General features: G+C 64.6%; 15 protein-coding genes. 7 read left to right on the plus strand and 8 right to left on the minus strand.

Translation table 11 applies throughout. The features are described 5' to 3' along the window. Positions 1-131: 131 nt before the first annotated feature. Complete coding sequence (locus ACLGL5_RS09655) at positions 132-2411, plus strand: NADP-dependent malic enzyme (protein ID WP_019862900.1); 2280 nt, start codon at positions 132-134, stop codon at positions 2409-2411. Between the two features lie 177 nt (positions 2412-2588). Beyond that, a complete protein-coding gene (locus tag ACLGL5_RS09660; RefSeq protein WP_069090876.1) occupies positions 2589-3674 on the plus strand; it encodes a sensor domain-containing diguanylate cyclase in 1086 nt (361 codons plus the stop codon). 12 nt (positions 3675-3686) lie between these two features. Here ACLGL5_RS09660 and ACLGL5_RS09665 read toward each other — a convergent pair whose 3' ends face one another. Continuing rightward, a complete protein-coding gene (locus tag ACLGL5_RS09665; RefSeq protein WP_064984511.1) occupies positions 3687-4379 on the minus strand; it encodes an antitoxin Xre/MbcA/ParS-like domain-containing protein in 693 nt (230 codons plus the stop codon). A 272-nt stretch (positions 4380-4651) separates the two neighbouring features. Further along, entirely contained in the window at positions 4652-5644 is a 993-nt protein-coding gene (locus tag ACLGL5_RS09670) for an adenosine kinase (protein WP_494372898.1), read from the minus strand. Positions 5645-5887: 243 nt separating this feature from the next. On the opposite strand from ACLGL5_RS09670, the gene ACLGL5_RS09675 reads away from it, so the two are divergent. Further along, positions 5888-6790 carry a DMT family transporter gene (locus ACLGL5_RS09675; protein ID WP_069090878.1) on the plus strand — a complete coding sequence of 301 codons (903 nt, stop codon included), beginning with the start codon at positions 5888-5890 and terminating at the stop codon, positions 6788-6790. A 94-nt stretch (positions 6791-6884) separates the two neighbouring features. Further along, positions 6885-7583, plus strand: a complete 699-nt coding sequence (locus tag ACLGL5_RS09680; RefSeq protein ID WP_064984513.1) for a sulfate transporter family protein — start codon at positions 6885-6887, stop codon at positions 7581-7583. 27 nt (positions 7584-7610) lie between these two features. Here ACLGL5_RS09680 and ACLGL5_RS09685 read toward each other — a convergent pair whose 3' ends face one another. The 5 genes from ACLGL5_RS09685 to ACLGL5_RS09705 form a co-directional block, all read right to left on the minus strand. Continuing rightward, positions 7611-8414, minus strand: a complete 804-nt coding sequence (locus ACLGL5_RS09685; protein ID WP_069090879.1) for an isocitrate lyase/PEP mutase family protein — start codon at positions 8412-8414, stop codon at positions 7611-7613. A 76-nt stretch (positions 8415-8490) separates the two neighbouring features. Further along, entirely contained in the window at positions 8491-9345 is an 855-nt protein-coding gene (locus ACLGL5_RS09690; protein ID WP_069090880.1) for a hypothetical protein, read from the minus strand. Between the two features lie 172 nt (positions 9346-9517). Next, positions 9518-10177: an HAD family hydrolase gene (locus ACLGL5_RS09695; protein ID WP_069090881.1), complete on the minus strand. Its 660-nt coding sequence runs from the start codon at positions 10175-10177 to the stop codon at positions 9518-9520. After that, positions 10177-10662: a dUTP diphosphatase gene (gene dut / locus ACLGL5_RS09700; RefSeq protein ID WP_069090882.1), complete on the minus strand. Its 486-nt coding sequence runs from the start codon at positions 10660-10662 to the stop codon at positions 10177-10179. The genes ACLGL5_RS09695 and dut overlap by 1 nt, the downstream gene beginning before the upstream one ends. A gap of 96 nt (positions 10663-10758) precedes the next feature. Next, the gene (locus ACLGL5_RS09705; RefSeq protein WP_038651846.1) at positions 10759-11229 is read right to left on the minus strand and encodes an Lrp/AsnC family transcriptional regulator; all 471 of its coding nucleotides are present in this window, start codon (positions 11227-11229) and stop codon (positions 10759-10761) included. Positions 11230-11342: 113 nt separating this feature from the next. On the opposite strand from ACLGL5_RS09705, the gene ACLGL5_RS09710 reads away from it, so the two are divergent. The 3 genes from ACLGL5_RS09710 (at position 11343) to ACLGL5_RS09720 (ending at position 14101) form a co-directional block, all read left to right on the plus strand. Then, complete coding sequence (locus ACLGL5_RS09710) at positions 11343-11591, plus strand: DUF6356 family protein (protein WP_038651849.1); 249 nt, start codon at positions 11343-11345, stop codon at positions 11589-11591. A 15-nt stretch (positions 11592-11606) separates the two neighbouring features. Continuing rightward, on the plus strand, positions 11607-12407 hold the full coding sequence (locus ACLGL5_RS09715) for a class II glutamine amidotransferase (protein ID WP_019862917.1): 801 nt from the start codon (positions 11607-11609) through the stop codon (positions 12405-12407). A gap of 320 nt (positions 12408-12727) precedes the next feature. Next, positions 12728-14101 carry an amidase gene (locus tag ACLGL5_RS09720; protein WP_069093257.1) on the plus strand — a complete coding sequence of 458 codons (1374 nt, stop codon included), beginning with the start codon at positions 12728-12730 and terminating at the stop codon, positions 14099-14101. Here ACLGL5_RS09720 and ACLGL5_RS09725 read toward each other — a convergent pair. After that, a complete protein-coding gene (locus ACLGL5_RS09725) occupies positions 14095-15168 on the minus strand; it encodes an NAD(P)/FAD-dependent oxidoreductase (protein WP_019862919.1) in 1074 nt (357 codons plus the stop codon). The genes ACLGL5_RS09720 and ACLGL5_RS09725 overlap by 7 nt on opposite strands. Positions 15169-15294 lie beyond the last annotated feature (126 nt).

Consider the following 15294-nt stretch of genomic DNA (forward strand, 5'->3'; position numbering starts at 1 on the left):
CGCAATTGTCCTTCGGCCTGCGATTCCCGCGCGCTGGCGGTTTACACGCGGCGGCGCGTGGTCTTAATTCGGACCGAAACAAAGCACCCGCTTCAAGGAGGTGCTGCACCGGCGAGGAAATCAAAAGCATCATGGCCAGGAAAACCGAGAACAACGGTCCGTCCGTCAGCGCGCAGGAAGCGCTCGAATTTCATGCGATGGGCCGGCCCGGCAAGCTGGAGATCGTCGCCACCAAGCCGATGACGACGCAGCGCGATCTGAGCCTCGCCTATTCGCCAGGCGTCGCCGTGCCGGTGCGCGCCATCGCCGAAGACCCCAGCCGCGCCTTCGACTATACGACGCGTGGCAACATGGTCGCCGTCATCTCCAACGGCACCGCCATCCTTGGCCTCGGCAATCTCGGCGCACTGGCCTCCAAGCCGGTGATGGAAGGCAAGGCGGTGCTGTTCAAGCGCTTCGCCGATGTCGATTCCATCGACCTCGAGGTCGATACCGAGGATGCCGACGAATTCATCAACTGCGTGCGCTTCCTCGGGCCGTCCTTCGGCGGCATCAACCTGGAAGACATCAAGGCGCCGGAGTGCTTCATCATCGAGCAGCGCCTGCGCGAACTGATGGACATCCCGGTCTTCCACGACGACCAGCACGGCACCGCCATCATCTCGGCCGCCGGGCTGATCAACGCGCTGGAGATCACCGGCCGCGACATGAAGACCACCAGGCTGGTCTGCAACGGCGCGGGTGCCGCCGGCATCGCCTGCATCGAGCTGATGAAGGCGATGGGCTTCGCACCCGAAAACATCATCCTGTGCGACACCAAGGGCGTGGTCTTCCAGGGCCGCACCGAAGGCATGAACCAGTGGAAGTCGGCGCATGCGGTGAAAACCGAGGCACGCAGCCTTGCCGAGGCGCTCGACGGCGCAGACGTCTTCCTCGGCCTCTCGGCCAAGGGCGCGCTGACCACCGCCATGGTGCAATCGATGGCCAAGAACCCGATCATCTTCGCCATGGCCAATCCCGATCCGGAAATCACGCCGGAGGAAGTGGCCGAGATCCGCACCGACGCCATCATGGCGACGGGCCGTTCGGACTATCCGAACCAGGTCAACAACGTGCTCGGCTTCCCCTACATCTTCCGCGGCGCGCTGGATGTACGGGCGACCACCATCAATGACGACATGAAGATCGCCGCGGCCCGCGCGCTGGCCGAACTGGCGCGCCAGGACGTGCCCGACGACGTCGCCGCCGCCTATCAGGGCAACCGGCCGAAATTCGGGCCCAACTACATCATCCCGGTACCGTTCGACCCGCGGCTGATCTCCGCCATTCCGCTGGCGGTTGCCAAGGCAGCTATGGAGTCGGGCGTCGCCCGCAAGCCGATCCTCGACCTCGACCGCTATGCGCAGGAACTGTCGGCTCGCCGCGACCCGATCGCCTCGACCCTGCAGCGCATCTACGACCGCGTCCGCCGCCAGCCCAAGCGCATCGTCTTCGCCGAGGGCGAGGAGGAGCAGGTGATGCGCGCCGCCGTCTCCTATGTGAACCAGCGCCTCGGCACCGCCATCCTGCTCGGCCGCGACGACGTCATCAAGGAAAACGCCAAGCACGCCGGCATCGACCTCAACAAGCAAGGCATCGAGATCATCAATGCAAGGCTGTCGCGCCGCAACGGCATCTACACCGACTATCTCTACGAGCGCATGCAGCGCAAAGGCTTCCTGTTCCGCGACTGCCAGCGCCTGATCAACAACGATCGCAACCACTTCGCCGCCTGCATGGTGGCGCTGGGCGACGCCGACGGCATCGTCACCGGCGTGACCCGTAACTATTCCACCGCGCTCGACGACATCCGCCGCGTCATCGACGCCAAGCCCGGCCACCGCGTCATCGGCGTCTCGATCGTGCTTGCGCGGGGCAAGACCGTGCTGGTCGCCGACACCGCCGTGCACGACATGCCGAATGCCGAGCAGATCGCCGATATCGCCGAGGAAGCGGCTGGCTTTGCCCGCCGCATGGGCTACGAGCCGAGGCTCGCCATGCTCGCCTATTCCACCTTCGGCCACCCCCAGGGTGAGCGCTCCGAACGCGTCCAGGAAGCCGTGCGCATCCTCGACAAGCGCCGCGTCGATTTCGAATATGACGGCGAAATGGCCGCCGACGTCGCGCTGAATGCCCGCGCCATGGCGCAATACCCATTCATCCGCCTCACCGGCCCGGCCAATGTGCTGATCATGCCGGCCTTCCACTCGGCCTCGATCTCGACCAAGATGCTGCAGGAACTCGGCGGCTCGACGGTCATCGGCCCGTTGCTGGTCGGCCTGAACAAGCCGGTGCAGATCGTCTCGCTGAACGCCAAGGACTCGGACATCGTCAACATGGCGGCGATCGCGGCGTACACGGCGGGGACTTGAGGGCCGGTCCGCGTCGAAGGCGGAAGCCAACGATCCGGCTCTTCGAACCCGGCGGCGCTCGAAACGCCGTCGGCTCCCCATAACAGATTGATAAGATTCACCTGATATACGGAAACTCTTGCCGCATGCCGTAACGGCATCCACGGCGCGCTCAGACCGCTAAATGGGGGTGCGGCCATGAAGCATGACGGAGTTTCCGTACCCACGGCCGGCCCGGGGGTCTACCACGACGAGCGGCTGGACGCCTTGCTCAGCATTACCGGCCGCATGGACGGTTATCTCTACCGCTGCCGCAACGACGCGTCCTACACCATGCTCTATATCAGCGACGGCATCTTCACCGTCAGCGGTTATCGGCCGAGCGATTTCATCCACAATGCGGTGCGCGACTATGTCTCGGCCATCCATCCGGATGACCTGCCATCGGTCTATGCCGCCGTCGACGCCGCGCTCGAGGCGCGCTGCAACTGGAACGTCGACTACCGTATCGTGCCCAGGGCCGGCGAACCCCTCTGGGTCCGCGAGATCGGCGGCGGTGTCTGGGACAAAGCCGGCGAACTCGAATTCCTGGAGGGCTTCGTCGTCGACATCAGCGACCGCAAGGTCGTCGAGGACCTCAACGCCCAGCTGGTCCTGGATCTGAAGACCGCCAACGAGGAACTCTCCGCGCAAAAGCGCGAGATCGAGGTGGCGAAGCAGCAGAGCGACCATTCGGCCAACCACGATGCCTTGACCGACCTGCCCAACCGGCGTGCGTTCCACAACGAGCTCAAATCGGTGGTCGCCCGCTGCGGCGCCACCGGCGAGGCGGCCGGGCTGCTGTTCATCGACCTCGACCGGTTCAAGGAAGTCAATGACACGCTCGGCCACGAGGCCGGCGATGCGCTGCTGCAGCGTGTGTCGAGCCAGCTTCGCTCGATCCTGCGCAGCGCAGATTTCGTCGCCCGGCTCGGCGGCGACGAGTTCGCCTTCCTGTTCTCGGCCGACACCGAGCTGGCACGGCAGAAGGCCGTGCGCGTCGCCGAACGCATCCTGGAAAGGTTGCGAATCAAGGTCCCCGCGCCCAATGGCGCCATCCAGGTCGGTTGCACTGTTGGCGTGGCGATGTATCCGGCGGAAGCCGGCGACTCCGAAGCGCTGATCGCGCTCGCCGACCGGCTGATGTACATCGGCAAAAAGAGCGGCCGAAACCGGCTCGTCACCGCGAGCGAAATGGTGCCACAACAGCCATCGCCCAGGCCTCGTCTTCGCAAGACGGCGTAGCTATCGCCGGCTTCAGCCCGGCGCGAACGCCCGTGCCGCTTCGACGACCTCCTCGATCTGGTCCTGCCGCAGCAGGTCGATCGGAACGCGGCCGTCGAGCTGTGCCGCCGGGCGCGTCAGCCACAGCCAGGCAAGTCTCGGATTGCCTATCAGCGACTGCACGTTGCTTATGCCGGCGACCGGCCTGCCGTCGACGAACTGCGCCAGCGGGAAAACGTGCTTGCGGCCGCCCTTGCGCAAGGCGATGACGTCGCCGCGCCTCTGCCAGCGGTGCAGGGTCGAGCGGGCGATGCGCAGGTTTTCCTCCAGATAGGTCGAGCCGGCGACGCGGCCGGCCCAGTCCTCGATCAGCATCGATTCGAGGTCGTCGGACCGTGGCGGCGGGGCAAGCGTTTCATCGGCCGGCAACGCCCTCGGCATATCGGTGACGCCGGCTTCGCTGCGGCGCGCGGCTTCGGCCGCCAGCGCGCGCACGAATTTCGAGGCAAGGCCGGGAAGGTCGGCATGGATGGCGTCGATGGCGCGCTGGTGCTTTGGCGACAGCAAGGTGACGGCGGATGCTATGCTGCCGGCGATCTTGCCGACCGAGACCACGGTGGACTGGTTTATCGCTTCGTCATAATGGGCAAGCGCACGTTCGACGTCCTCCGCGACCATCTCCGCGAAGTCGTCCTGTCCAAGACCGGTTGTCTGAAATCTGCTCATGCACATGTCTTCCGGCCGCGTGCGCTCCTCCCTCAGCCGCGGCCGATTGCTGAATATCTACTGCGGAAAACGGAAATCATGGCGGCAACGGATCGCGCCGCCCGACAGCTTGCTGTCTTGCATCTTTTCAACATCCCATCTGACTGCGGGCGCCCCGAAATGTCAGTCACGGGACGCTCTCGATTTCGTGTAGGAGCGATATGTGACAACTGCGCGACGGTGAGAAGCGGTCCGCTTTTCCTTCTCCCACAGGGGGAGAAGGGAAAGGAGCTCTACAGCAACCCAGCCTGTTCCGCCTCGCGGCGCAGGTTCTGCCTTGGCCTTGGGCCGATCTGCTGGATCACCAGGCCGGCGGCCAGTGAGCCAAGGTCGCCGCAGGTCTTGAGGTCGCGGCCTTGCGTATAGCCATGCAGGAAGCCGGCGGCGTAGAGATCGCCGGCGCCCGTCGTGTCGACCAGTTCCCGGATCGCCGTCGCCTGGATCACCACGGTCTCGTCGCCGCGCACGATGACCGAGCCTTTTTCCGAGCGGGTGACGGCGGCTATTCTACAATCCTTGCGGATCTTGGCCAGCGCCTCGTCGAAGGACGATGTCTGGTAGAGCGACTTGATCTCGTGGCTGTTGGCAAAGACGATGTCGACCGTGCCCGAGCGCATCAGCTCGAGGAATTCGTCGCGGTAGCGGTCGACGCAGAACGAATCCGACAGCGTCATGGAGACTTCGCGGCCTGCCGCATGCGCCAGCCTGGCCGTCTGCCGGATCGCCTCCTTGGCGCGCGGCGGGTCCCACAGATAGCCTTCGAAATAGGTGACCTTGGCGCCCGATGCCTTGTCGGCCTCGACATCCTCCGGCCCAAGCTCGACGCAGGCGCCGAGATAGGTGTTCATCGAGCGTTCGCCGTCGGGTGTGACGAAGATCATCGAGCGCGCCGTCGGCGGCTCGCCCGTGAGCGGCTTGGTGTCGAAGGCGACGCCCTGCGCGCGGATGTCGTGGGCGTAGATTTCGCCCAGCCCATCGTTGGAGACCTTGCCGAAGAAGGCGGCGCGGCCGCCGAAAGAGGCAACGCCGGCCGCCGTGTTGCCGGCGCTGCCGCCCGAGGCTTCGATCGCCGGACCCATGCGGCTGTAGAGCAGTTCGGCGCGGTGGGTGTCGATGAGGTTCATCGCGCCCTTGATGATGCCGTTGGTTTCGAGGAATGCCTCATCGCACTGGGCGATGATGTCGACAATGGCATTGCCGATGCAAAGCACGTCATAATCCGGCATCAATGTCTCCGCCAAAAACCCGAGCCGGCTTCTTGCCACGCTGGCCGGGCGCGGGTTTAGCGATTCGCGGCGGCTTTGCCTAGGGCATGTTGCTATTCAGGTGATGCCGGCCTGACCTGAATTGCAACGAACCCTGGAGCGCGACACGCCAGGCGCTACGACAATTCGACCGTGGACGAAGCATTTCTTCGCGGCGTTGCCTACAAGTCAGCCCGATCGATCACATCGGAATACGGCAGGCCCATGTCCGCAAAGAACGACACGACAACCGACCTGGCATTGCTCGGTGTGCTGGCTGTGCTGTGGGGTGCTTCCTACACTTTCATCAAGATCGGCGTCGAAACCATCCCTCCGGTGACTTTCATCGCCGCCCGCACCTTGATCGCCGGCGGCATCCTGTTCGCCGTCATCCGTTGGCGCGGACTTGCGATGCCGCACGACCTGGCCATCTGGCGCCGCTTCGCCTTCCAGGCCTGCCTCAACAGCGTCATACCGTTCACGCTGATCGCCGCGGCCGAGCGCTCGGTCGATGCCGGCCTCGCCACCATCCTCAACGCGACCTCGCCGATCTTCACCTTCCTGCTGACGGCGATCATCACCCGCCACGAGCCGGTCACGGTGCGCAAGCTGATCGGTGTCGGTGCCGGCATAGCCGGCATCTGCCTTATTGTCGGCACCGAGGCGCTGGGTGGTCTCGGCCACGAGCTATGGGCGCAGGTCGCCATCGTCGTGGCGACGATCTGCTATGCCGGCGCCGCCATTTTCGGCCGCGGCTTCAAGGGTCTCGATCCGATGCTGCCGGCGGCAGGCTCGATGCTGTGCGGCGCGGTCATGCTGGTGCCGCTCAGCCTGGTGGTCGACCAGCCCTGGGCGCTCGCGCCATCGACGGCGTCGATCCTGGCCTTGCTCGGCCTGTCGGTGTTTTCGACCGCACTTGCCTTCGTCATCTATTTCCGCCTCATCCACACGCTGGGTTCCGTCGGCACCACGTCGCAGGCCTATCTGCGCGTGCCGATCGGCGTCGGCATCGGCGCCGTCTTCCTCGGCGAAAGCCTGGGGCCGACGGCGTGGCTCGGCATGGCTTTTGTCGTGGCCGGCGTCGCGGCCATGACCATTCCGGTCCGTAAGCCGGCCTTCGCCCGTTAGACGCCCCGATTTACTTGTGCTCGCGGCCCGCGCTGCCTATCTCGGAAGCGTCCCGCCTTCCGGCGGTGTCCTGCGACCCGGGGGGTGAAACACGGTGATTTTCGACGCTGCCCGCATCGCGGTCTTCGAGCTGCTCTCGCCGCCGTTTCGTGCCGTGTTCATCAAGACGCTCGGCCTGACCGTGCTGGCGCTGGTCGCCTTGTGGTTCGGCCTGACCAGCCTTGTCGAGTGGCTGGCTTTACCATGGCTCCAGACCTTGTTGCCGGGCATACCGTCCTGGGCCGGCTGGCTTGGCGGCATCATCGCGGCCATCGCCCTTGCCTTCGGCATGGCACTGCTCGTCGCGCCGGTCACGGCGGTGATCGCCGGCTTGTTCCTCGACGATGTCGCCGAAGTGGTCGAGCGCACCGATTATCCCCGCGACCCGGTCGGGCGCGCCATGCCGGCGCTGCGGTCGCTGGTGCTGGCGATAAAGTTCTTCGGCGTCGTCATTCTCGGCAACATCGTAGCGCTCATGCTCCTGCTGGTGCCGGGTATCAACATCGCCGCCTTCTTCATCGTCAACGGCTATCTGCTCGGCCGCGAATTCTTCGAATTCGCCGCGATGCGCTTTCGCCCTGAGGATGAAGCCAGGGCCTTGCGCCGGCAGTATGCCGGCACGGTGTTTCTCGCCGGGCTGGTCATAGCGGCCTTCCTTGCCGTGCCGCTGCTCAATTTGCTGACGCCGCTCTTCGCCGCCGCCATGATGGTGCATCTGCACAAGGCGGTTTCGGCGCGGGAAAGCCGTCGCTGACCACGGTCGCCTTATGACGGCCGCCGTTTAATCCGGGGATTTGCCGAACAGCGCCTGCAATTTGCCGAACGGCATGGCGGCGCGGGTGAAGCCGAACGTGCCGTCCTGCTGGATTTCGCGCGTCGCCGTCTCCAGCATGCCATAGGCGAAATTGGTCAGCCACGGCCCGAGCGAAATGCGCTTCACTCCGGCTTTTGAGAGATCGGCGATGGTGAAGCCCGGTTTCGCCATGACGTTGACCGGCTTGCTGAGCGCCGAACACAACGTTCGTACCATCTCGACGTCGCCGATCCCAGGCGCATAGAGCACGTCGGCGCCGGCCTTCTCGAAGGCCTGCAGCCGCTTGATGGTGTCGTCGAGATCGGACTTGCCCCACAGAAAATTCTCGGCCCGCGCCGTGAAGACGAAATCGTGTCTTAAGGCCCGCGCCGCCTCCGCCGCCGCCGCGACGCGCTCGACCGCGTGGGAGAAATCATAGATCGGCCTGTCGGGATCGCCGGTGTGGTCCTCGATCGAGCAGCCGGCAAGGCCGGCGGCTTCCGCCGCGAAGATGGTTTCGGCGGCCCGCTCGGCGCTGTCGCCCTTGCCTTTCTCGAGATCGGCGGAGACCGGCAGGTCGGTGGCCGCCGTCACCTCGCGGCAGTGATGGATCATCTGCTCGAAGGTCACCGCGCCGTCCGGCAGGCCGCGCGAAAAGGCAAAGCCGGCGCTTGTCGTCGCCAGCGCCCTGAAACCGAAGGATCCGAGCAGCTTGGTCGTGCCCGGATCCCAGGGATTGGGCATGACGAAAGTCGAGGCATGCAGGTCACGAAAGATCTTGCCCTTGTCCATGAATGCTCCCCATCACAAGTGTTTGGGGGCGGATGCTATCGCGCCGTCTTCGGCCGGGCAAATAAATGCGCTTGGTTCAGAAGCGTTTCTCGTTCTCTGCTGCCAATTTCTCGAACGCGTCGGAATCCTTGACGTAGCGCGATGTCTTCTTGTCCCAATGATAGGTGACGGAAATGTCGTGCGACGACGCTTCGGGCGGCGCGTCATCGCAGCTTTCATCGCTTGGCACGGTGCTGTCGGTGACCGTCACCTTGACGGCGGCATAGGGCTGGCCGTCGGCGATGGTCTGGAAGGTCACATCCTGCTTGCGGCTGTAGGCGCAGAGCCTTTCGTCGAACGTGTAGATCATGTCGACCAGCTCGAATTTGTCGTCGCGGACCATGATCAGCGGCGTGATCACATAGCCCTGGCTCGAATTGAAATGCGTGCTCATGGTGATCAGCATGTCGTCGCCGGCGCCGATCGAGAGCTTGTTCGGCTCGCGAAAATAGGTGCTGCGGTCGACCGCGACATTGGCCGCATCGAGCAGTTTCGGCTTGGCCGTGACGTCGTAGAGCGCCAGCACAGCATAGCCCTCTGCACTGTCGGGAGAGTCGCCAAGGTCGAACAGCATCGCCAGTCGGTCCTGGCCGCCGGCCCTGATGGCAAGCACGGCGGCATTGGGGAAGCTGGATGTCTCTGGCGGCGAGCCGCCGCTATCCGGTCCCTCGACATGGCGCATCTCGATCGGCAATCCGCCCTTGTAGAAACCATTCCCGTCCGAGGCGAGGCTCGGGATGACCAATTTGGCCAGGTCGAGATAGGTGACATCGCTGCGGCCGGGCAGGGCGCTGCCGAGATCCGGGAAGCTGACGGTTTGCGCGCCGGCCGCGGTCCACAAGAGCGGCAGCAGCATCACGGCGAGGATGAAGCGGAAAAGGTTCGTTGGCATGAGCGCCCCCCAAGATCAGGCCACTCACGCTAGAGCAGTTCCAGGAAAAGTGTGAGCGGTTTTCCGCCTGGAATTGCGTCAAAACAAAGAGTTAGAGCGTTTCGCCGTTTCCATGAAACGGTGAAACGCTCTAGCACGGGTTCCAGCATCGTGCAGCCGTGCCGGAACCAGATCAGTGGATCGGCACCATCCCGGCCAGCTCGCGCATGTCGTCGAACAGGATGCCGCCGGCCTCGATCAGGCCATCTCGGTCGGAATAGGGGTCGCCATGATAGGAAAACACCCGCATGCCGGCGGCGATACCGGCCTGCGTCCCGGCGACGCTGTCCTCGATGACGATGCAGTCGACGGGCGTGAAGCCCATGGTCTTGGCCGCATGCAGGAACAGGTCGGGGAACGGCTTGCCGCGCCCGACCATGGTCGAGGAAAACATCGCATGTTCGAACAATGGCAACAGCCCGGTCTGGCCGAGCGTGATGTGCATCTTCGAAATCCTGGCCGAGGTGGCCACGCAATAGGGGATGCCGGCCGCGCGGACCGTCTCAATGAATTCCCGGACATAGGGGATCGCCTCGACGCCATGGGAAAACAGGTCCGGCAGGCCGGCATTCCAGCGCTCGACGAAATCGGCGCCAAGCCGGACCTCGGTCGCCGCCTCGATCTCTTTCTGCACCGAAGCCATGCTGCGGCCGGAGAAATTCTTGCGGCAATATTCGAAGCTTGTCGGATAGCCGGCAGCCGCCAACCATTCGGCGAGGCGGCGATTGGCGAGATTCTCCGTATCGACGAGGATGCCGTCGCAGTCGAAGATAACCAGCTTTGGTATTTGCATCAGGCGGTGCCGGTCGATCCGAACCCGCCCGCACCACGCGCCGTGCCGCCAGCCAGCGAACGCTCTTCGACGGCCACCTGCGTCACCGTGGCGAAAACGATCTGGGCGATGCGCATGCCGCGCGTCACGGCAAAATCCTCGTCGCCGAGATTGATCAAAAGCACCTTCACCTCGCCACGATAGTCGCTGTCGACCGTGCCGGGGGAGTTGAGCACGGTGAGGCCATGCTTGAAGGCAAGGCCGGAGCGCGGCCGCACCTGGCCTTCCATGCCTTCGGGGATCTCCAGGATCAGCCCGGTCGGCACCAAAGCCCGTTTTCCCGGCAGGATCAGCAGCGGCCGGTCGTCGGGTACCGCCGCGCGAAGATCCATGCCGGCCGCGCCGGCGCTTTCATAGGCGGGGAGGGGAAGTCCTTCAGCATGCGGCAATCTGACGAAGCCGACGGTCGGACCGATGACGGAGGAGTTTTGGAGGGCTGCGCGCATAAAATCGATCCTATCGGCGCGATTGCCGATTCGGTCAATTCGCCCGCGCCACTATCAACGGCTTTCTTTCAGGCATCACTATGACCTGAGCACGCTTTAGCGCACTTCCATTGGAACAATTGTCGTCTCTTTGATCTCCTCCATGACGAAGGAGGCGGACACATCGGACAGCGCCACCTTGGCGATCAGCCGCTGGTAGAGCCGGTCATAAGCCTTCACGTCGGCAACACGGGCACGCAGGACATAGTCGAGGTCGCCGGACATGCGGTAGACGCCGGTGATCTCGGGAAGGCTGGTCACCGCCGCCCGAAACTTCTGCAACCAGTCGGGATCATGGTTGGACGTACGGACCAGGATGAACACCGAAAGGCCAAGCCCGAGCTTGTCGGCATCGACCAGCGCCACGCGGCCGGTGATGACGCCATCCTCCTCCAGCCGCTTGACGCGCCGCCAACAGGCATTGCGCGACAACGCCACCCGTTCCGACAGCTGGTCGACCGACAACGTGCCGTCGCGTTGCAATTCGGCAAGCAGTTTTCGGTCTATTTCATCGATATCCAGCGCCATATTGGGATGTTTGTCCCGCGGAATGACAAAACACAAGGACATTTTGGGACCGATGAACCGACGAAGCGTGTCAGGATACTTATATCGGAACGCAAGTGCTGAAGGGGATCTCAATGTCGGTCGCAAGCATGTTCACTTCTCACCCCGCCAAGGTCGGCGAAACCTATTTCGGCCATATGGCCTTTGCCGCCTGGTTCTCCTCGCGCCTGCTGCTGGCGGCGGGCGCCGCGCTCGTTCACGCTTTCTTGCCATTTCTCTTCGAGACTACCGCCAGCCGAATCGTCCGCGAGCTCTACGAACGGACGCACAACAGAGGCACACACGCGACCAAGGAGCCGGCGGGTCTCATGGATCGCGCCTAGAGGACGACAGAAGCGATGTGCCGGTGGGCGGCCTATCTCGGTGAAGCGGTCTTTCTTGAAGACATTCTCACGGCGCCCTGCCACTCGCTGATCGCCCAGAGCCATTGCGCCCAGGAAGCCAAGTCGCCGACCAATGGCGACGGTTTCGGCCTCGCCTGGTATGGCGACCGGCCGCAGCCCGGCCTCTACCGCGACATCCTGCCGGCCTGGTCCGATCCCAATCTGAAGAGCCTGTGCCGGCAGATCAAATCCGGCCTGTTCCTCGCCCATGTGCGGGCCTCGACCGGCGGCGCCACCAGCCGCATGAACTGCCATCCCTTCATCTCCGGTCCCTGGTCGTTCATGCACAACGGCCAGATCGGCGGCTTTGAAAAGATCCGCCGCGCGCTGGAGAATTCGCTGTCCGACGCCGTCTTCGACCAGCGCGAAGGCACCACCGATTCCGAACTGTTCTTCCTGCTGATGATCGACGAGGGATTGGCTGGCGACCCGCAAGGCGCGGTCTCGCGCGCCACTGCCCGTGTGCTCGACGCCTCGCGCCGCGCCGGCCTCGAACCGGCACTGAAACTCACCGCCGCCTTCTCGGACGGGCAGGCGCTGCACGCGGTGCGCTATGCCACCGACGCCCATGCACCGACGCTCTACACCTCCTCCTTGCGCAAAGGCGGCGGCCGCTGCATCGTCTCCGAACCTTTCGATCGCGAGGGTGGAGACTGGCAGGCGATCCCGCCGTCGAGCTTCGTCACCATGACTGGGGATGGCATGGCCATCCGTCCTTTCGCGCCCGCATCGGCCAGGCTGGCTGTGGCCGTCTAGTCGCACTTGCAGCTACGCCGGGAGCCAGCGCCCCCCTCTGTCCTCCCGGACATCTTCCCCACGGGGGGAGATCGGATGTCGCGACGGCTTTCGCCAATCTCCAACATTGCAAGACTGAGCGAAGCGCCGAAGCTGCTAATCTCCCACTTGTGGGGTAGATGTCCGGCAGGACAGAGGGGGGGCGCCGTAGAGTACCGACCTCAACAGACGGCCGGCGCAATTCCGATCAAACGCAGCCAAGCTCCGAATGCTCAACTCCGCTTGAAGTCGTGCCGCTGTCCGCCATTTTCCAACCAAGCGGCCAAGCCGGAGCCTTGATCATGAATCCCGTCTTCTCCTCAACCGTCGAACTCGCCGCCGCCATCGCTCGGCGCAAAATCTCCGCCGTCGAAGCACTCGATGCCCATCTGGCGCAGATCGACCGGCACAATGAAGGCGTCAACGCAGTCATCTCGCTCGGCAGGGAGGGCGCGTGCGAACGCGCAAAGAAGGCCGACGCGGCACTCGCGCGCGGCGCCACGCCCGGGCCGCTGCATGGCGTTCCCTTCACGCTGAAGGACATGCACGAAACCGTCGGCATGAAAACCACGGTCGGCTTCCCGCCCTTCGCCGACTATGTCGCGAGCCACGACAGCCCGGTCGTTGCGAGACTGAAGGCGGCCGGCGGTGTGCTGATGGCCAAGACCAATGTCGCCACCATGCTGTCGGACTGGCAGTCGGACAATCCGCTGTTCGGGCGCACCAGCAATCCATGGAACCTTGAGCGTACGGCGGGCGGCTCCAGCGGCGGCGCCGCGGCGGCGGTGGCGGCCGGCATGACGCCGTTCGATGTCGGCACCGACATGCAGGATTCAATCCGGCTGCCGGCCGCCTTCTGCGGCGTCTACGGCCTGAAGCCGACCGAACACCGCGTCTCGCTGGCCGGCGCCTTCCCAAATCCTGGCAATGCCGCGCGCAGCGTGCGGCTGATGTCCTGCCTCGGCCCGCTGGCGCGCGGCGTGGATGACCTGTCGCTGATCTATCAAATCATCGCCGGGCCGGATGGGCGTGACGCCGATCTGGCGCCGGTGCCGGTCGAGACCACGCCGAAGCTCGACCTGAAGACATTGCGCATTGCCTTCGCGCCGTCCTTCCCCGGCTTGCCGGTGGCCGGCGCTATCGGCGTCGCGGTCGAAAAACTCGCAAGTCAGTTGCAATCGGCCGGCGCCCTCGTCGCGGAAGCGAAACTGCCCAGGCTCGACCTGCACGACGATCTCGCACAGGGCGGCGCGCTGATCGGCATGATGATGGAGGCCGCACAGCCGGAGCCGCCGGAGCGACCGACACCGATCTCGCGCTGGTTCAAAGCGCTCGCCCGCCGCGACACATCCATTCTCGCCTGGGATCGGTTTTTCGACGACTGGGACGCGCTGCTCTGCCCGGTGGCGATGACCACGGCCTTTCCACATTGCGAGCCGGGCACGCCGCTCAAGGTCGACGGCGAGGATCAGGACTACTGGATGCTGCCGGCCTATGGCGCCGTCTTCAACTACGGCGGCCATCCGGCACTTTCGATGCCATGCGGAGAAGACCGCGACGGCCTGCCGATCGGCCTGCAACTGGTCGGCAAACGCTGGTCGGAGGCGCGGCTTCTTGGTGTCGCGGCGGCCATTGAGCCGCTTACCGGGGGCTTTCGCCGCCCGCCGGCCTATTGAGCAAAGCGCGACAGCCCATAGGGCGCCAGCAGCGGGTCGCGCTCGCCGTCGAGGATTTCCCGGGCCGCAAACAGGCCGACGGCCGGCGCCAGCGTGATGCCCGAATGCATCACCGCGACATAGAGCCCGTCCATGCCCTCGGCGCGGCCGATGATCGGAAAGCCGTCGATCGGATGGGGGCGGTAGCCGATGGTGTGGAAATCGAGTTCCAGCCCCTCGGCGCCGCGCAACGCCGCCTTCGTCACCGCGAACAGGTCGCGCGCCGTCGCTTCGGGGTTCTGGCCGGGATCGCCGCCGGCGAAATCCGAGCCGGCGATGATGCGGCCCTCGGCCGTCTGGCGCACATGCAGCCTCTCGGCGTGCACCAGGCCGTTGAGCAGCTTCTTGTGGGGTCGCGAATGGACGATCAGGCCGGGCGGCGTTTCGATCGGCAGCTTGATGCCGGCCGTCGCGGCGATGTCCGGAGAGCCGACGCCAGCGGCGATCACCACCTCGTCGGCGGCAATCAGCCCGTGAGATGTGTCCACGCCGGTCGTCCTGCCGTTGGCCTGGGCCAGCGCCGAGACCGTGCTGGCAATGACCCCCGCGCCATGCCGTTCGGCATCCGCCAGCAAGGCCCTGGCCGTCGCAACCGGCTCGGCCACGCCTTCCTCCGCGACATAAACAGCGAATTCAGGAGGCTCGACGAGGTTGGGTTCGATTTGCGCCGCCCGCTCGCGGCCAACGCGTTCGATGCCGTAGCCCCATGAAGAATGTTCGGCCGCGTAGGCTTCGAGCCGGTCGGCCGGCAGGTCCCAGCATAGCCCGCCGCACCAGGCGAGCGGCAGCCCAGGCAACTCGTTCGCCAGTCGCCTCCACTCGGCCATGGCGCGGGTGCGCAGCCGGAAATAGATTTCGGGGTTACCCCAGCTGGCGTTGATCCAGGCAAACGAATTGGGCGTCGCGACACCACCCGCGCCGCTTTCGGAAATGACCGTGACCTGCGCTCCTGCCCTGGTCAGATGCCAGGCGATCGAGGCGCCGATAATGCCGGCGCCTATGACGATCACTTGTTTCACCGCAGCCATGTTCACTCCTTTACCTGTTGTCCGCCGAGGACGCTCTTGCAGTGCCACCCCATTCGTCGCTTGCCAACATCGGACACGGTAAAAATATGCGCTTGACATCAATACGTACGTACGTATTGTTTGAAC

It is taken from the genome of Mesorhizobium sp. U510, from assembly GCF_059180695.1.